Origin of the sequence: Nitrospira sp. (genome assembly GCA_024998565.1) — a bacterium.
Taxonomy (GTDB): domain Bacteria; phylum Nitrospirota; class Nitrospiria; order Nitrospirales; family Nitrospiraceae; genus Nitrospira_A.
Window position 1 is genome coordinate 691,408 of the sequence record JACOEM010000001.1, and the last position, 18,840, is coordinate 710,247.

Consider the following 18,840-nt stretch of genomic DNA (forward strand, 5'->3'; position numbering starts at 1 on the left):
ATGAGTCGTACCACGATGTCCACGCTATCAGCCGCTGAGTCTTCTCGAGGGGGCAGCGCTTCGGTGCAGGCGCGCTCCGTTAGTTGCTATCACCGGCTCGTCGAACAGGGCTTTTTGCGACAGGAGGAGTTAGTGCTTGCCATAGGCGAAGCCGCACGCAAGCGGCTCGATGTGGCAACTGTGCTCATGGAGCGGTACAGAATACCGAAGCCGGCTCTCGGTGCCGCACTGGCGGATTTCTATCACTGCCCGTTTCTCGCTTATGACGAGCGCACGCTTCTGGAGCGGGAGCTATTCAGAAATCTCAGCCTGGACTATCTTCGGCTGAACCATTGGGTTCCCGTCAGGCGTCAAGGCAACGGAATCGAAGTCCTGATCGACGACCCGCACAATCCCGATAAGTTGTTCGATGTGCGACGAGCGTTTCCGGGTCAGGCACTGTCCTATTGCGTCGGACTTCGTTGCGATATTGAGCGGTTTTTAAATGCCATTCAAGGGCGTGAGTCGGGCGATGCAATCTCCGACATTCTTGGCGAGCTGGTCAGTGAAGCGCAGCTCGAAGAACAGCAAAACGCGACGATTGCGGCGATTACGGAAAACGATTCGGCCATCGTCCGGCTCGCTAATCAAATCATTACGGACGCCTATCGGCGCGGGGCCTCGGATATCCATGTTGAGCCTTATGCCGATCGAAAGGAAACGGCTGTGCGTTTCCGTGTCGACGGCACCTGCTTTACGTACATGAAGATTCCGGCAGCCTACCGCCGGGCGATCGTCTCGCGCCTGAAGATTATGGCGAGTCTGGACATTGCCGAGCGGCGCAAGCCGCAGGATGGCAAAATCCGATTCAAGTTGGGTACCGGGCAGGAGATCGAATTGCGGGTCGCAACACTTCCCACTTCCGGCTTTAATGAAGACGTGGTGATTCGCCTGCTGACTGCCCACGGACCTCGCCGGTTGGAGGAACTGGAGTTCAGCGACGGAACACGCCGGCTCGTACGGCAGCTGGCTCAAAAGCCGCATGGCATCGTCCTGTGCGCCGGTCCGACCGGATCAGGAAAGACCACCACCTTGCATGCCATTCTGGCGTCGATTAATACCGATGAACGAAAGATCTGGACGGCCGAGGATCCCATCGAGATTACTCAGGACGGATTGCGGCAGGTGCAGGTTCATCCCAAGATCGGACTCACGTTTGCGACGACCATGAGGGCCTTCCTGAGAGCAGATCCGGACGTGATCATGATCGGGGAAATGCGGGACAAGGAGACGGCGGATATTGCCATTGAAGCCTCTCTGACCGGACACTTGGTGTTCAGTACCATTCATACGAATAGCGCCGTCGAGACTGTGGTGCGATTGCTCGATCTGGGGTGCGACCCGTTCAATTTTTCAGATGCCATGTTGGGAGTGTTGGCGATGCGGTTGTGCAAGCGCATCTGTCCCAACTGCCGCGAGGCCTACCATCCCACGCGCAGCGAATATGACGAACTCGTGCAGGCCTTTGGGGAGGGTGATTGGGAAGGCGTGCATCCTGCATATAATCCGGGGCTCACACTGTTTCGTGGACGAGGGTGTGACACGTGTAACCAGACCGGGTACCGTGGACGAGTGCCCATCCATGAGTTGATGGTGGTGTCTGATTCCATGAAGGCACTGATTCAGGCCAGGGCGCGCACCGGGGAACTACTCACACTCGCAAAGAGCGACGGGATGAGGACGTTGGTGCAAGACGGTATCGAGAAAGTCTTGCAAGGCCTCACCACGTATAAACAGGTGCGGGCGGTGGCGATCAAATAGTGTCATCGCGTCCGGCACATCTCACTACTTGCCCCAGGGCAATTCTCTCCGTTCAAGGTAGTTTCTGCCTGTTGAATGTATGCGGGCGAAAGCTCAGAAGAGGCCCGTTCTGAATTGCCACCCATCTCGGGTTCGTTTTCCGGTCTCTGCCCGCATCAAGAGGTTGGTCGCGGCTTCTCTTGCGTCCTTCCTCTCTCATCATTCCTGGCTCACCAGTAGGTGAAGTACGCCAGAAATCCGACAAAAATTGTCATCGAAGTGATCACGGAACGCTCGGAATTGTACGCCGTCCAGTATGAATGGGCTTGATATATCAATCTGTTAGGCCATCATCCCATGTCATATCCATCGGCATGGCACTTGCTCATCTGGCTGTTGCCATGTGTGTCTCTATCTCTCTCCAACGGTCTGCTGCTGTCCACCGCCAGAGGGGCTTCACCCTGATCGAGGTGATGATAGCGGTCGCGATTGTCGGGATTCTGGCCATGGTGGCCGTCCCCAACTATCTTCAATGGAATGCCCGCTATCAGCTGAAACAAGCCACAACGGAATTGGCTGGCAGTCTCAACCTGGCCCGGATGGCAGCGATGAATCGGAATCTTGCCGTCACAGCCACATTGGTCCTTGTGTCGGGCAGGGTGAATGTCGATTTCGGAGGTGCGTTAGCCCCTATTGTGTTGCCCCAGGCCGTCGTCGGATTCACGGGAGGTCCGACGATTCAATTCACCCAGCAAGGGTTGAGCGGGGCTGCGGCGAATGTTCCTGTGGCGCTGACGTCCCAACAGGGGACGACCTATTCCGTGGTCGTCACTCCGGCAGGCAAGGTGAACTGGTGTGCGCATGCGACGTGCCCATAGAGGCCCAATGAAACACCGTCAAAACTCACACCCCTGCTTCAGTCTGCTCGCCGCCGCACAGCGGGGGTTTACGTTGTTGGAAGCCATGATTGCGGCCGGTGTGCTCTCGGTCGGACTGTTGGGATTGGCGGGTCTCTCGGGGATGTCGCTGGGCAAGAATGTCGATGCCAACGACATGTCGCGCGTGACCAATATCGCCGCCGATATGGCGGAGCGCATTCAAAATAACCGGCAGCGCGTCCTGGATTACCATAACACCAACACGGGCATGGCCTGCGCACAGAGCGCAAGCACGCAACGCATGGCGTTGGGAGATTGCACGCAGTGGCAAACGCTGGTGGCGAATTCCGGTCTCACGGGTGCCACTGGACTTGTCACCGCGGCCCGCCTTGATCCGGACCCCACCGCGAATCCGGTGACGATGAACCGGTTCCTTGTCACGGTGACCGTCAGCTGGCAAACCAGACAGACGGATGTGAGCACGGCTCGGACCAAGACCGCGATATTTACGACGGTGGTCGCGCCGGAATAGGCGTAGCCTGGAGCATGACGATGCGTAGATTTGACTGGAACCAGCAGGGCTTCACTCTCGTGGAACTAATGGCGGCCGTCCTGATCACGGTGGTGATTGTGGCTGCGACGATGACCACCGTCGTGACGTCAAATCGCGCCAATGTCGTCAACACACAGGTCGCAGACACGCAACAGAATGTGCGATTAGCCATCGACTTGCTCAGCCGGGATATCAAACTGGCCGGCTTTAATTACAATGCGACAGATCCGGCAACCGGATCTGTGGGCGCGTGCAATGCCACCATCGGCGCCGTCGTGAAGCCGGTTGGACTGCTGCCCCAAGACCAAACGCCGACAGGTGCGGACACCGGGGCTGATAGCGTGTCGATGGTGTTGCCGGTGATGAATACGACAGGGTGGATACTGACGGCGGCGGTCGGTGGAACGCCGAACAATAAGACGTATGACAACAGCATCAGTCTTTCCGGAGCCGCTATGACGGAGATGGTTGCACAAGGTCTTGTGGTCGGATCGACGATTTCCATCGGCGGTGCATTGTCAAAGACGGTGCAGGCTGTCAATGCCACTTCGATTGGCTTCGGTACCGGAAATTTCGTCGATGGACAATTCCCGGTCGGTACGCCTGTGTATTTGATGCAATGCGTGCGGTATCAAGTCGTGGCGAATACGCCGGCGACCTGCGGTAGTGACACGCCTTGCCTGGTGCGAAACAACGTGCCGCTGGTCGATGGTGTGGAAGACTTGCAACTCGCCTACGCCTGTGACGGGTGCAATCAGGCCGCGCCCAATCCCTTGTTTCCGGACGGGGTTGTCGATGATCAAGATGCCTCCTCGACGTCTGGATTTCCCACCTTCACGCAGGGAGATTTTGTCTCCAACAGTGCGTGGGCGATTGCCCCGTGGACGCCGGATAAGATCAGGCTGGCGCAAGTGGGCCTGGTGGTCAGACCGACGAACGCGGATGACGGTCTTGATGAGAAGGGAACCAAGGCCGTCAACACCACCGGGCCTGTGATCATCGGCGACCATAATCCCTCTGCAGATACGGGTTATAACGCGAGCACGTATATGCAACAGCGACGGCGCGTGATGATCCGCACCATTCAGCCGAGAAACCTGTAACGAGAGACGCTGTGATGAATCTGCGACAGGTCACAACCGATCGAGGCCAACAGGATACGTGCACAGGGCTGAGGAATCAGCGGGGCATCGCATTGCTCACCGTGATGTTGATGTTGTTGATTCTCACCATACTCGGCATCGCCTCCATCACTGTCACCAGTATGGAAAATCGAATGGCGGGATTTTTCCGCACGACCGAGGCTGTGGTAGCGGCTGCCGATTCGTGTGAAGGACTGGCCGCCAACATCATTCAGCAGACGCTGTCGCCTCCAGGGGTGCTCCCGGCTTCGTTCATCGCACCGACGGGGCCGGTTCCGACGGCCAATGCCACCACATTGTACGCAGAAATTTATGGCTACGATCTGCCGTCGCCGGCTCCGGCAAACACACCGGCCGTCAACTATGCGGATGTGGCGAGCACCGCACCGAATTTTGTGATGACGAATCTTCCCGGATTCACGGTCAACGGCGACATCGATCTCTTGTATACGCATACGAAGAGTGGGCAGGGCACAGGAGTGGCCGGCACAGAACATGTCTATCGGATTACCTGCATGGCGAGTAACCCCGCGACCGGTTCCAATAGCATGGTGACCTCGGTGTACGGCTGTTTGGATGGCGATACCTGTGTCAAGAAAATCAACTGAGAGAGGGCGCATGGCGATGAACAACACAGTAGTTATTGTGATGCTCGGCCTGCTGACACTCGGACAGACGATGCCTTCCGTGCCGTCCAGCAGCAGCGCAGAGACAGAGCAAGCACCGGAGGCGATGCGGTTTTCGACGGCCGGGTTTCAGGCCGGCGTGATCGACGAGGTGCAGGGATCAAGCATTCGCATCGATGGGCGTAGTTATGTGTTGAAGTCTGCGGTGGTGGTGCTCACCCACGAAGGGGAGCCGCTCGAGATTGAGCGGATCATTCCCACTTCGCTCGTAAAGTTTCATCTGAAAGAGGGCCACATCGACAAGATGGTGGTCACGTTGCCGCAGTAACGCATGAAAGGTCTTGTCTCAACTCGTAGCCGAGAATCGACGGCTGTTGTCCTGTTTGAGATAAGGAGGAAGAACGCATGAATCGCCGAACCCTTGTCGCTGTGATGTTGGTGGCCGGCAGCCTGAGTGCTGCGTTGCTTGGCTCCCGTGATGCCGTCGCCGTCGTGTCCAACGCCGATTACACGGCTGTGCCGGCTTTCGTGTCGAACGCGACGACGCCGAATATCATTGTGGTGATGGACAACTCGGGCAGTATGAGCAATCGAGCCTGTGAGTCGTCGTCGTGCGGGACGCTGGCGGATGGGAGTACGTCGACTACGACTACGTGGACCAATACCACACGGTACTCCGGGTACTTTGATTCATTGCGCTGTTATACCTACAACACAACCGATACTCGATTCGAGAACGGGACCAGCAAGACCGCATTGGCGACAGCCTGTCCGGACACGGAATGGGACGGGAACTTTTTGAACTGGGCGACCTTGCGCCGGTTCGATGCGGTGAAACGAGCGATGATCGGCGGGGACTGTTTCAGCGCTAGAGCTGCCGACGGAACTTGCCCAACCAGCGGCACGCCGGCATTAAAGACGGTGCGTGCGCAGCTCAGTGGGGTGAATACGGAACGTGCGGATGTCAACTATGGCAGTGGCATCGGCGTGAACACCTATGTGGGCCGAATACCACTGGCCGATAGAGGGAGTAATCCAGGAACGATCTCGATCCACGTATCAGGCGCCTACTTTTGTGTCGACAATGATGCGACGTTCGACAGTAACTGCGGGGACGCCTACAGTGTTCGAAAATATCATCTGAAGGTTGGATACACGACGGAGCCGACCGGGGTCATCCAGCAGATCGGCAGTAAAGCGCGGTTTGGACTGGTTGAGTTCAAGTCCAGCAGCGAGGGCGCGCGGATGCTGGTCGGAGCTGGATCGCGGCAGTCTATCGACTGGTCTGGAAGTGGGGTGGAGACGTTCACGACGAACACTGCGGCCATGGTTGATGCGGTGCAGGAGTCTTATCCTTCGACATGGACTCCGTTGAGTGAGGCGTTATATGAAACCGCACGGTATGTCGCGCAGATTCAATCCACGTTTGCAACGGGTTATGTCTATCCGATCGCGTTTTCCGGTGGCATTTCAAATGGCGTCAATTTTGCCACGAGCGGTGCCGGTTCGATTGGAACGAGTGAATTGACGGCATTGGTCGGTTCTGAAACGTGCCCCGCAGGATATATCACGAATGCCTGTGGCCGCGACCCGTATTTTTTTGGACAAAACCATACCCCGCCATGGTCCGCGAGTTCTCAGGTCGTGGCCTGCTGCCGGACGTTTGTGATCGTATTCACGGACGGCGAGCCGACGCAAGATCAGAATATCCCGACGGCTTTGCAAGACTATGCGCATGCCCATCATGGGCAGCACTGCATTGGGAGCGATAGCGCGGCCCCTCCACGGCCTATCAATGGAACCTGCAACACGAACGCCGCGACACCGTATAGCGATTTACTCGCGGAGCACAAGACGGACTATGCTTCAAACGGAAGTCACTACTTGGATGACGTGGCTTACTGGGCCCACACGACCGACCTCCGGCCTTGTAGCGGCACGACTGACGGCACCATCACAGGGTTGTCGGTCACCGGACATTGCATCGCAGGGACTCAGAGTCTGACGGTGTATTCCTTCTTTGCCTTCGGCAACATCAATGGTCGAGGAATCCTGGCTCAAGCGGCCCGGTTGGGGGGGTTTGAGGATTCCAACAATGACGGCATCCCACAAACGAATGAATGGGATAAAGAGAACAATCTCACCGGTGCGGCGACTCCCGACGGTATCCCGGACGCGTATTTTGAATCTTCGAACGTTGATGATCTTCAGGACAAGCTGCTCGCCACCATCGCAAGTATTCTCAGGCGAAGTGCGTCCGGTTCATCCGTATCCGTGCTGGCCACTGCCTCGACCGGCGAAGGGGCTCTGTACCAATCCTATTTTTATCCCAGCACGATCGAACCCTCGACGTTGAGCGATGTGAAATGGACCGGTTATACACAGGCCCTGTTTATCGATACCTTCGGCAATACTCGTGAGGATACGAACCAGGATGGTCGGCTTGATTACAAGGTCGACAAGATCATCAAGACTCGTTTCGATTCCGTGTCGAATTCGGTGAAAGTCGATAAATACGTGGATTCCGACGGAGACGGATTGCCTAACGATCAGAATAGCGACAATCAGGTGACGGTGGCGGACTGCAACCCCTGCGGGCAGGCGTTGAGCGAGATTCAGCCTATTTGGGAAGCCGGGAAGCAACTGGCGTTGAAAGACTCCACCACTCGTACCATCCTTACCTGGGTTGATTCCGATCATGACGGTGTGGTCGATTCCGGCGAACAGCTGGCATTCACGACAGCCAACGAGCCGACGCTCCGACCATACCTTCGTGCCACGTCGAGTGCGGAAGGAACCAAGATCATTAATTTTGTGCGTGGTTGCGATGTGGGGACATGCGCGGAACAGGCGACGACGAGGGATCGCCGTCTTCAGGTTCCGGCCGGGAGCGGGAGTCTGAAGGTGTGGAAACTCGGGGATGTCATTCACTCCACCCCGACCGTGGTTGCGGGTCCGAAGGACCGGCATGATGCCATCTATGGCGATCAGAGTTATTCGGCATTTCTCCAGAAGTGGTACAACCGCAGGCAGGTCGCCTACGTGGGCGGAAACGACGGCATGCTGCACGCGTTCAACGCGGGTTATTACCATCCCGGCGATGATGCGAGCGCCTCTGCTCCCGCTAATGTTACCGAGCACGGCTGGTTTACGACTGCCCCTGCGGACAATTCCACCGGGGCTCCATTAGGGGATGAGCTGTGGGGATTCGTGCCCTATGAACTCCTTCCGCAGCTGGAGTTTTTGAGCCGCGCCGACTACCAGCATACGTACTATGTTGATTTACCCCTCAAGGTAGCGGATGTCCGCATTTTCACTCCGGACACGGATCATCCAAATGGGTGGGGCACGATCCTCATCGGCGGATTCAGAATGGGAGGAAGTTGCGGTGCCTGTTCGGCGGGAACCGGTGCGCCGCCGATGACGGTCAATATCAGCGGCACGGACTATACCTTCTACAGTTCGTACTTCGCCATGGATATCACGAATCCCGATGCTCCCAAATTGCTCTGGTCGTTCAGCAGTTCGAATTTGGGACTGACGACGAGTGCGCCTGCCGTAGTTCGCGTGAATCCCGCAGCCGATGCCAAGGCCAGCAATACGAACGCCAAGTGGTACATGGTGGTCGGGTCTGGCCCGACCGGATATGACGCCAGCGTAGTGCAAAGCGCAAAAGTCTTTGCTGTCGACCTTGCCACGGGTCCGGGTAGCGGCAACAGCCTTGTCACGTCGTATTCGGTGGGGTCCTGGAATTCGTATATCGGAGACATCACGGCTTTCGACCGAGATCTCGATTACCGTCACGATGTTGTGTATTTCGGGCGAGTGATTCATGACGGAGCACTTCCCTGGCGAGGCAAGATATATCGTTTGACCATGGGAGCCGGGGGAGCCACGGCCAAGTTCGGTACGGTCACGAATCCGACTCAGTGGGGCATCGCCTCGGGAAGTGCTCGCGTGCCCACGGAGATGTTGGATACGTTCGTGTCAGGGGCGGAGATGGGCCCCGTTGCGACCGCGCCATCAGTGACCACCGACGATGCGGCGAACGTGTGGGTCTTTGCAGGCAGCGGGCGCTATTACAGCAAATCCGACAAGACCGACCTGTCCACGCAGTACTTCGTGGGGATGAAAGATTCGGTTCTCAATGCCGGATGCAATCAATCAGCCGGCGCTCTCAACTGTATGGACAATGATCTTGTGGATGTCTCGAATGCCACCGTTTGTGTGGTGGGAGTCGGCGATTGCGGTCAGGCCAGTGGAACCAACCAAGTCTCCGGCGTGTCCGGTGCCACGACGTTTACCGGCTTGATCGGATTGGTTCAGAGTAAAGATGGTTGGGTGACTAAACTGGTCGAACCCGCTAACCCACCGACGAACCCAGTCCCCTACGGCATCGGCGAACGGGCGGTGAGCAGCCCAACGGTATTCGGAGGGGTGGTGTTTTTCCCCACCTTTATTCCAACGAACGACATCTGTGTATCATCCGGAACGAGCAGACTCTGGGCGCTCTTCTATAAAACGGGGAGTGCCTATCAAGAACCGATCATCGGAACGACGGCTTCAGGGGCGAATCAAACGGTCAATAAGTTCGGTTCTCTTGGCGAAGGATTGGCATTCGGTATCGTAGTCCATATGGGCTCAGGACGGGACGGCGGCAGTCCGTTCGGCCTCCTCATCAATATGAGTCAGGGAAACTTCGGTGACTGTGCGACCTGCGGGTTCGGCGGAGGGTCTCCCGGAGGTCTTCCGAGCTCCAATATCGGGGCTAATGTTGCGATCGATCCACGGAGCCGATACTTCTCATGGACGAACATGTGATGATCCCCTTTGTACAGGATAAACACGGGAGGGTGGGGGGGCTCCGTCCCCTTGCCTTTCCTCAGGCAACTCGCCTGGGTTTGATGGCCCTTGCGATTGCTGTCTGCGGCGGTTGTTCGTCTTCTCCTCAGGACGGCGGGGTTCCCGGGGCCGGTACAAAAACTAATCACCCACCGACCGTTCGTCTCGTGACCATCGTTCCCAGTCCCTTGATCCTGGCCGGACCAATCACCGCCCACGTTGCGGCCGACGATCCGGACGGCACCGAACCGACCAAACGGTTCCAGTGGATCGTGAACGGGGTTTCGGTACCGGGTGCGACGGGGCATGAGCTCCGCGCGGACCACGCAAAGCGTGGCGACACGGTCGCACTCGAAGTGGTGGCGTCTGATGGGCAGGCAGAGAGCGCTCCCTATCGCACAGAGCCGGTCATGGTGGTGAATACGCCCCCGCTCGTGTCACGGGTGACCATTGAGGCAGATTCATCCGATAAGGGGAATCGGGTCCTCGCCAATGTCGAGGCGGTGGACCCCGACCATGACGACATCCAATACGTATATCGGTGGTGGCGTAACGACAAGCAGGTGAAAGAAGGCGAGGAAAACGTTCTTGATACAACCGGGTTTGGTCGAAAGGATATAGTGGCGGTCGAAGTCGTCGCGAGGGATCAGGATGCGACGGCCCCACCTGCTCGATCAGTGCCGATTGTCCTCGGGAATTCACCGCCACAAATCCTCTCAAGTCCGGCTGCGTTGACCGACCGAGAGCAATACGAGTACGTCGTCCAAGCGAAGGATGTCGATGGCGATAGCATCAACTATGGGCTTGAGACAGGGCCTCCGGGGATGACGATTGACAAGGTGACGGGCCACGTGACCTGGAAGGTGACGCCGGGTGTCGGGGGGACTCATCGCATCAAGATCATGGTGGAAGACGGACAAGGGGGCACGGCCTGGCAGGAGTTTGAGCTCTCGATTCCCTCTACAGCCCAATCGCTGACAGGTTCCCCCGCTCAAGGCTAGTCGGTTCCGGGTGGCCTCCTAATTTTCTGCCCTGTCCCCTCCGACCTTGTTCCGGACTTTCCCGGTTTGTTAGAATCTTCCTATCGTCCTGGCGAAAGGAGTTTTCGACACCGGCGTGCGCAAGATCAAACTACGGGAAGGCACGAATACCGCAGCCCTGTTCGGGCACCATGATCGACACCTCAAGCTGATTGAGGAAGAGTTCGGCGTGCGATGCTCGGCGCGGGGTGAGGAAGTGACGGTGGAGGGTACGCCTGAGACCGTCAAGCAGGCGGAACGGGTTCTCAATGAGCTCGCTTCGTTGACGAATGAAGGGTATGACCTGCGGTCTGATGATGTGACGCATGCACTGACCGCTCTCCGCCACAACCACGACGCTTCTCTTAAAGAATTACTTTTCAGCGCCTCCCCCATCGTCACTCGGAAGCGATTCATCGTTCCGAAGACTCCGACCCAGAAATACTATCTGGATGCGATCGAAAAACACGACATCGTGATCGGTATCGGTCCTGCGGGCACGGGCAAGACCTATTTGGCCATGGCGATGGCGGTCAGTGCGCTGATGAAAAAAGATGTCAGCCGCATCATCCTCGCAAGGCCGGCTGTTGAGGCCGGGGAGAAGCTGGGCTACTTGCCCGGCGATATGTATGCTAAGGTCAATCCCTACCTTCGTCCGCTCTACGATGCCTTGTTCGACATGATGGACATGGAACGGGCCAATCGCCTGATCGAGCGAGGGGATATCGAAATTGCGCCCCTTGCGTTCATGCGCGGCCGTACCCTGAACGATTCATTTGTGATCCTGGACGAAGCGCAAAACGCGACCGCCGAACAGATGAAGATGTTCCTCACACGGTTAGGCTTCCATTCGAAGGCCGTCGTGACGGGGGACATTACGCAGATCGACCTGCCGTCGGACCGGGTGTCCGGCCTCATCGAGGTGCGCGACATTCTTCAGGACATTGCCGGGATCGAGTTTGTCTACTTCGACGAGCGGGATGTCGTGCGGCATCGCCTCGTCCAGGAGATTATCAAAGCCTACGATCGCCACACGGCCGGTCCTGGGCACCCCGCTCAGCCAAGAAAAGGCGAGGCTCAGACGAAGGGCCATCGTTCGGATTCCAAGCCCACTCGTCCCGCATCTCCCTCCACAGGTTCCTGGGGCCAGTCGCATTAATGCCGGTTGTGATCGGCATGCGGCTGACAAGGTGGCACCTCCGTCTCGGTGCCCTCAAAAAACTTGCCATACAGGTGTTGCAGGCAACCGGCGAAGCCGAGGCGCTGTTGAGCCTTGAGATCGTCGGCGATGTCAGGATGCGACGCCTGAATCAAACCTTTCGTCATCGCGACAAGACGACGGATGTGCTGGCGTTTGCGACCAGGGAAGGGCCGGGGCCATCCTCGCCTCTTCTCGGCGACGTCGTTATTTCCCTGCCGCAGGCCATTCGTCAGGCGCGTCGTCATGAGCAGGGCGTTGACCACGAGTTAGCGGTTCTGCTGATTCATGGTGTGCTCCACTTGTGCGGGTATGACCACGAGCGCAGTGAGGCGGAGTCGCAACGCATGAGCCGTCGCGAAAAGGCCCTGCTCCGCGCTGTTGCACCGGTTCCACGGCTATTGGTGTCACGCGGATCGGATCGGGTATGATGCGGCAGTGGATCGCTGTGCACGAGAAGTCCTAGGCTGGATCGTTCATTAATCATTCGGGCCGGTCGAAGAGAGGGTGAGGTACGCGGTGGGTTGGCTTCAGAAACTAAGTGCGGGGCTCTCCAAAACGCGAGATGCGGTCACGGGACAACTGGATCGACTCCTGGGGCGGGCGGCGGATCCGGCGCTGCTGGATGAGCTGGAAGTGGCCCTGATCAGCGCAGACTTGGGCATGCCGGTCGTGGAACGCGTGATGGGGCAGTTGCGGGCTCAGATGCGAGGTGGTAATTTCTCGTCAGCCGATAAAGTGCGAGATCTCTTGCGGCAATCCGTACTGCAAATTTTGCTGCCGACACAATCCGCCTCGATGGAGCAACTCGTGGCGCAGGGGCCGCGTCCCTTTGTGATTCTTGCCGTGGGGGTCAACGGCGTCGGCAAGACCACGACGGTGGCGAAGCTGACCCAACGGTTTCGGCAACAGGGGAAAAAGCCATTACTCGTGGCCGGGGATACCTTCCGCGCGGCGGCAATCGATCAATTGCAGGTCTGGGCGGACCGCATCGAGGTCGACGTGATCCGTCATCGACCGGGTGCAGATCCGGCTGCTGTGGCCTACGATGGGATGACGGCTGCGAAAGCGCGCGGGTCGGACGTGGTGCTGATTGATACCGCCGGGCGGCTGCACACCAAAACAAATCTCATGGACGAATTGCGGAAGATCAAACGGGTGGTTGCGCAAGAATGCCAGGGGGCGCCACATGAGGTGTTGTTGGTATTGGATGCGACGGTCGGCCAGAATGCCATTGCCCAGGCACGACAGTTTCACGAGGCTGTGGGGGTGACCGGAATCGCCCTGACCAAGCTGGATGGAACGGCGCGTGGCGGGATCGTGGTGGCCATCGCCGACACCTTCAAGATCCCGGTCCGCTTGATCGGCGTCGGGGAAGCGGTCGAGGACCTTCAGGACTTTGACGCCAAGGCATTTGTCGATGCGTTGTTCTAATCGCTCCTGACGAACCGCCACCCGCGGTACTCCAGAAACGCTTTCCTTCAATTTCTTCTCATCTTGCCGCGCTCATGCTAGGCTTCTGCTGACGGGCGACTTCCCTCCGTGGCCCTGTCGCTCCTGATCCAGGCACACACGCGAGACACGATGATGAGCACGTTACTGGTGATCGACGATGATCGGTTGCACTGCGACCTGCTGCAGATGGCCCTGGCCCGTCACGGGTATCACGTCAGCACTGCGACCAGTGGTCGTGAGGGGGTTGCGTTGTTTCGCCAGCTTCGCCCGCTGGTGACGCTGCTCGATCTGCGCATGCCGGACATGGATGGTCTGGCGGTGCTCAAGGAGATTCGAACGCATGATCCCCGTGCCGGGGTGATTATGCTGGGTGGCGGCGCGACGGAGGAATTGGAGAATCGGGCGCGCGAGTTGCGCGTCACGGATTTCCTGCGCAAGGGGCTGTCGCTGGATGTGCTCATCGGGGCCGTCCATCGTGTGGCGCAGCAGGCGAGGCGATTGGCTTCATCCGAGCAGTCCCGTGCCGGGGAAGAAATCGATCAGCTTCCCGATGAGCAGATCCTTGTCGTCGATGACGATGTGATGGCGCGTGATCTGCTGGTGCGGTTTCTCAGCCTGCGCGGGTACCACGTTCGCGCTGCGCGCGACGGTCGTGAAGCGCTGCGACTGATCGGTGAGTCGGCGCCGGATCTTCTGATTTTGGATCTCGCTATGCCGGAAATGAACGGCGTGGAGGTCTTGCGGACGCTTGCGGCGCGCGATTATGCCGGCAGGACGATCATTTTGAGCGGACATCAAAACGACCCCTTACTGGCCGAGGCCTGGGCGTTGGGCCCGCAAGAGGTCCTGGACAAGCCGATTGATTTGGAGCGGGCATTGATGGCTATCCAGCTTGTGATGGTCTGTCGGGAGTGTTAATCTTCACCGTCCACCTCGGGGTGCCGGTGAAGGGTGAATGGTTTGTATCGCCTCATCCGTTTCAGTCTGTTGACAATTTGTCTCCTTCCTGCGCCTGCAGTCGCTGAGTCTGCTGTTCCCCCTCCGACGATTGAACACCATCAACTCGCACTCGAGTTGCATCCTGATTCCCATCGCTTGATCGCGACGGATCGAGTGACTGTTGCCGGGGGAGATCGCGGACAGGAACTGGCGTTTTCCCTCGCGCCGACTCTTCTGTTGGAGCGAGTCGAGGACCTGACCCACTGCCAGGATCCCTGCGAATCCGCCCCGGCTGTTCCATTTACGAGAGATGGTTCTGCTGGCCAGTCGGAGTTACAACGGATCATTCTGAATCCGCCTTCCAACCGGTCCGGCGGATCGATACGGCTGAAGTTTGTCTATCACGGGGTGATTGATGATCCTCCCCGGGACCCACGCCACCTGCGGTTTGTCACGCCGAGCGAAACAGCCGGCCACATCGGTCCTGAAGGGGTGTATCTCAGCAGCGAGAGCCAGTGGTACCCGGACCTCGACGATTCGCTGGCCACCTATGATGTACGCATCACGTTGCCTGAAGGGTGGGCCGCCGTCACGCAGGGCACGGCCCAGGCTGACTCCTCGCGATGGATTGTCTCTACGAAAAGCGAGGCGCTGACGGTGGTGGCCAACCGTTTTGTGGTCAAGACCCGCGCCTGGAAGGCGCAGTCCGGCCAGGCGATTCAATTGGCCACCTATCTGTTCCCGGACGATGCCGCGTTGGCCGACGAGTACCTCGATGCCTCGGCGAGATACCTCGATGCCTATATCCCGTTGCTGGGGGCCTATCCCTTTTCACAATTTGCCGTCGTCGAAAACTTTTTCTCGAGCGGATTGGGCATGCCGTCCTTTACGCTGCTGGGGAGCGGGGTCATCAAGCGCCACTATACGCAACCGTACGCCCTGGGGCATGAGATCGTGCATTCCTGGATCGGCAACGGGGTGTTCAACCGGGTGAGTCGGGGCAACTGGGTGGAAGGGCTGACGACCTACCTGTCGAATTACTACTATCACGAACTGACCGGCGATGAGGCTCAGGCTCGTGAACAACGGCGGCTGATGCTGTTGGGCTATTCCGTCTATGTGCGTCCCGGCGAAGGGTACCCGCTCAGGAGGTTTGCGCAAAAGAGCGATGAGAAAGACAATGCCATCGGCTATCAGAAATCCGCCATGGTCTTTCATGCGCTGAGACAGGAAGTGGGCGATGCGGCATTTTGGCGGGCGCTGAAGCGCATCCCGGAACAGTACCTTGGGACGGTAGCCGATTGGAGTGATCTGGAGCGAATCTTTCAGGAGGCGGCGGGCCGCGACCTCCGGTGGTTTTTTGCCCAGTGGGTCGAGCGTGCCAGTGTGCCGGAACTCGGCCTGTCCGGCCTTCGCCTGCAGAGTGCCACCGGCGCTTCCGGCCACGCGAACGCGGTCGAGGCGACGGTCCATATCGCTCAAGCTGACACCCCCTATCGGGCCCCGGTGGAGCTGGAGTTCGTGTTGAGCGGAGGGCGGACCCAGCGCGCCCGCGTTCACGTGAGCGCCGCACAGCAGGACGTGGTCGTCCCTCTGGCGGAGCCGCCGTCGGCAGTCCGGCTGGATCCGAACTATCATCTGTTTCGTCGTGTCGCGCGCAGCGAGATGGCTCCCATGCTGAATCTGTATGTGACGGATGCCCAGCGAACGGTTGTCCTGGCCCAACCCTCCTCCGGGCCGCCTGGTCCGTTCAGCGAGATTCTCCAGCGTATCGCCGCGCAGGAAGCGGCGAAGCCTGATGCCGTGCGCACGACTGTGCTTCAACCAGATGCGGGCAGGCAGTCCCTGCCGCCGGGATCGTTGCTGTTGCTGGGAGATCCGCGCGAGAATCCGATGGCGGCAGAAGCAGTGCGGTCTTGCGGTGACCATGTACGTTTCTTAGACAACGGATTTTCCGTGGAGGGTAAGACCTATGAAGGTGCCGGCATGGCGCTGCTGGTATCCTGTCGGCGTGGCGACCGTCCCGGGAGTGTGGTGACGCTGCTGTATGGAATGACGCCCCAGGCACTGGGGCGTGTGGCCCGGCTCTTGTTTTTTTACGGATGGCAGAGTTATGTGGTCTTTCACGAGGGTGCCGTGGTTGCACGGGGAGATTGGGAGGATACGATGAGTGCAGAGGTGCGAATTGAAACACGTTAAGACGGTGATGATCGGAATGTTGGGGCTCGCGCTGGCCGCCGCTTCAACGGTGTCGGCGGGAGCGGCCGAACCGAAGCCTGCGCAGGCACCGGCGAAAGCGTCTGCCTCGGCCGAGCGGCATCTGACGAATATCCGGCAACTCACATTCGGTCGACAAAATGCCGAGGCCTATTTCTCATTCAGCGGGGACAAACTGATCTTTCAATCCACAAACAATTGGATGAAAGACACGTTTGCTGCGGCCATGCATCCGTCCGACATCCCGCTCGGCTGCTATCAAATGTACGTGATGGATCTCGGGAGCGAAAAGATTCGGATGGTCAGCACCGGTTCCGGGACCACGACCTGCGGCTATTTCTTCCCCGGCGATCGGCGTGTGTTGTACTCGTCCACCCATCTGCGAGGTCCCAACTGCCCTCCGAAACCGAAGCGGGACGGAGGCGCCTATCGCTGGGCGTTGGATGACTACGATCTCTTCTCCGTGCGGATCGACGGGTTGGACCCCCAACGTTTGACGAACACGCCGGGGTACGATGCCGAGGCCACGGTCTCGCCCAACGGGAAGACGATCGTCTGGACCTCCATGCGCGACGGGGATCTGGATATCTACGCCATGGATCTGGATGGGACACACCCCCGTCGACTGACGCAGGAAATCGGATACGACGGCGGCGCGTTCTTCTCCCCCGACAGTAAGCGGATTGTGTATCGCGCGCAGCATCCGAGCAATCAAGACGAGCTGGATCAGTACAAGGCGTTGCTCGCTCAAAATCTCGTGGAGCCCGGGCGGCTTGAAATTTTTATCATGAATGCCGACGGGTCGAATAAGCAGCAGGTGACGAATAACGGTGCTTCAAATTTTTCGCCCTTTTTCCACCCCGACGGCCATCGGGTGATTTTTGCGTCGAATGTGGAGACGCGGAACGCCACGGGGCGACCGGAGTTTCACCTCTATCTCGTCAACGAAGACGGTTCCGCACAGGAGCGGTTGACCTTCGACGGACAGTTCAACAGCTTTCCTATGTTCTCGCCGGACGGGAAGATGGTGGTCTGGGTATCGGACCGGCATGCGAAAGAGCCCGGAGAGTTTAATGTGTTTCTCGCCGATTGGGTTCCATGATCGAACCAGGTGACGGGTCGGCTGCGCCGCAACCGGTGCAGCCTGAACCACCACCGGCCTGCCCGCCGATGCCGGCGGTCGTGCTTTCCGTGGCCGCCTTGCTGGGCTCGTTTGCCGCTCTGTTTCACATCGATATTCCCATCCTCTGGTTTCTCCGGTCGCACAATCTGTCGGCACTCCAATCGCTTGGGGATTTGGGCGAGAAGCTCGGCAATGGCGGCACCCTCATCACCATCAGTGTGGTCCTCTTAGCGGCCGGGTATTTTCTGAAGCGCAGCACACTCATGCGGGTGGCATTAGATAGCCTTCTGGCGCACGGGGTGGTGGCAATTCTGGTGAACGGGCTGAAGCACATCATCGGACGACCGAGGCCCAGGCTGACCCATTCGGGAGGGTGGCAATGGTGGCCATCGCTGGATTCGGGGCTGGATTCGTTTCCGTCCGGCCATACGTCGGCTACCGTGGCTGTGGTGACGGTGTTGGCGCGGGCATTGCCCCGGTTTCGATGGGTGCCCTTTGCCTTGGCCGTGTGGGTTGCGGCCAGCCGGGTCTGGCGGGGCTCCCATTTCCCGGGTGACGTGGTGGCCGGGATGGTGCTGGGGTTTGTCGTGGGATCGATCTTCAATGGCCCGCTGCGTTGGTGGGGACGCTCCTCTGCGCAAGCGCTTGTCCGCATCGCCCCGGTCGTCTTGTCGCTCGCAGGTTTCTTCTGGGTGCTGACGCATCGTATCGTCGACCCGCTGACCGATCACATCCTGCTTGCCTCCGGGATCATGCTGCTGGTCGGAGGTGTGGCGTTGCGAATGGCAGGATGTCGGAATCCGGCCGGTGACGGCAGTGTGACGAGAGTCGCAGCGGCAGACAGTCTGGTCGGATTGGGGTTAGGTGTCGTGACCGGCGCCCCGGTCGTGATTGCGTTGGCCGGACTGGTGTGCTTCGCACGATGGACCGGGGGAGTCGCCTGCGCAGATCCGCGCTCGGTCGCGTCGCCTTCCTCTTCCCGGCACATCCTTTATGTGGCAGGAGTCATGGCTGCTGTGGTCGTGATCCAGGCGTGTAAAGGACTCGTGCCGTTGCAGTAGGGAATGGG

15 protein-coding genes are annotated in these 18,840 nt (G+C 58.7%); all 15 read left to right on the plus strand.

Annotation, left to right across the window (positions count from 1 at the left end):
- The first annotated feature begins 132 nt into the window (after window positions 1–132).
- The gene (locus H8K11_03545) at window positions 133–1,800 is read left to right on the plus strand and encodes a type II/IV secretion system protein (GenBank protein MCS6262806.1); all 1,668 of its coding nucleotides are present in this window, start codon (window positions 133–135) and stop codon (window positions 1,798–1,800) included.
- A 380-nt stretch (window positions 1,801–2,180) separates the two neighbouring features.
- A complete protein-coding gene (locus tag H8K11_03550) occupies window positions 2,181–2,657 on the plus strand; it encodes a prepilin-type N-terminal cleavage/methylation domain-containing protein (GenBank protein ID MCS6262807.1) in 477 nt (158 codons plus the stop codon).
- A 7-nt stretch (window positions 2,658–2,664) separates the two neighbouring features.
- A complete protein-coding gene (locus H8K11_03555) occupies window positions 2,665–3,189 on the plus strand; it encodes a prepilin-type N-terminal cleavage/methylation domain-containing protein (GenBank protein MCS6262808.1) in 525 nt (174 codons plus the stop codon).
- Window positions 3,190–3,209: 20 nt separating this feature from the next.
- Window positions 3,210–4,313 carry a PilW family protein gene (locus H8K11_03560; protein ID MCS6262809.1) on the plus strand — a complete coding sequence of 368 codons (1,104 nt, stop codon included), beginning with the start codon at window positions 3,210–3,212 and terminating at the stop codon, window positions 4,311–4,313.
- An 11-nt stretch (window positions 4,314–4,324) separates the two neighbouring features.
- Window positions 4,325–4,960, plus strand: coding sequence for a hypothetical protein (locus tag H8K11_03565; GenBank protein ID MCS6262810.1), 636 nt, complete (start codon window positions 4,325–4,327; stop codon window positions 4,958–4,960).
- Window positions 4,961–4,976: 16 nt separating this feature from the next.
- Window positions 4,977–5,306 (plus strand): hypothetical protein, encoded by a 330-nt coding sequence (locus H8K11_03570; protein ID MCS6262811.1) that lies wholly within the window; start codon window positions 4,977–4,979, stop codon window positions 5,304–5,306.
- 77 nt (window positions 5,307–5,383) lie between these two features.
- Window positions 5,384–9,799 (plus strand): hypothetical protein, encoded by a 4,416-nt coding sequence (locus H8K11_03575; GenBank protein MCS6262812.1) that lies wholly within the window; start codon window positions 5,384–5,386, stop codon window positions 9,797–9,799.
- Window positions 9,784–10,821 carry a hypothetical protein gene (locus H8K11_03580; protein MCS6262813.1) on the plus strand — a complete coding sequence of 346 codons (1,038 nt, stop codon included), beginning with the start codon at window positions 9,784–9,786 and terminating at the stop codon, window positions 10,819–10,821. The genes H8K11_03575 and H8K11_03580 overlap by 16 nt, the downstream gene beginning before the upstream one ends.
- Before the next feature lie 115 nt (window positions 10,822–10,936).
- Complete coding sequence (locus H8K11_03585; GenBank protein ID MCS6262814.1) at window positions 10,937–11,998, plus strand: PhoH family protein; 1,062 nt, start codon at window positions 10,937–10,939, stop codon at window positions 11,996–11,998.
- Window positions 11,998–12,468, plus strand: coding sequence for an rRNA maturation RNase YbeY (gene ybeY, locus H8K11_03590; GenBank protein MCS6262815.1), 471 nt, complete (start codon window positions 11,998–12,000; stop codon window positions 12,466–12,468). The genes H8K11_03585 and ybeY overlap by 1 nt, the downstream gene beginning before the upstream one ends.
- 88 nt (window positions 12,469–12,556) lie before the next feature.
- The gene (ftsY, locus tag H8K11_03595) at window positions 12,557–13,471 is read left to right on the plus strand and encodes a signal recognition particle-docking protein FtsY (GenBank protein ID MCS6262816.1); all 915 of its coding nucleotides are present in this window, start codon (window positions 12,557–12,559) and stop codon (window positions 13,469–13,471) included.
- 150 nt (window positions 13,472–13,621) lie between these two features.
- Window positions 13,622–14,410, plus strand: coding sequence for a response regulator (locus H8K11_03600; GenBank protein MCS6262817.1), 789 nt, complete (start codon window positions 13,622–13,624; stop codon window positions 14,408–14,410).
- A 195-nt stretch (window positions 14,411–14,605) separates the two neighbouring features.
- The gene (locus H8K11_03605) at window positions 14,606–16,630 is read left to right on the plus strand and encodes a hypothetical protein (GenBank protein ID MCS6262818.1); all 2,025 of its coding nucleotides are present in this window, start codon (window positions 14,606–14,608) and stop codon (window positions 16,628–16,630) included.
- A complete protein-coding gene (locus tag H8K11_03610; GenBank protein ID MCS6262819.1) occupies window positions 16,617–17,750 on the plus strand; it encodes a PD40 domain-containing protein in 1,134 nt (377 codons plus the stop codon). Before H8K11_03605 ends, H8K11_03610 begins: the two co-directional genes overlap by 14 nt.
- Entirely contained in the window at window positions 17,747–18,832 is a 1,086-nt protein-coding gene (locus tag H8K11_03615) for a phosphatase PAP2 family protein (GenBank protein ID MCS6262820.1), read from the plus strand. The genes H8K11_03610 and H8K11_03615 overlap by 4 nt, the downstream gene beginning before the upstream one ends.
- Window positions 18,833–18,840: the final 8 nt, after the last annotated feature.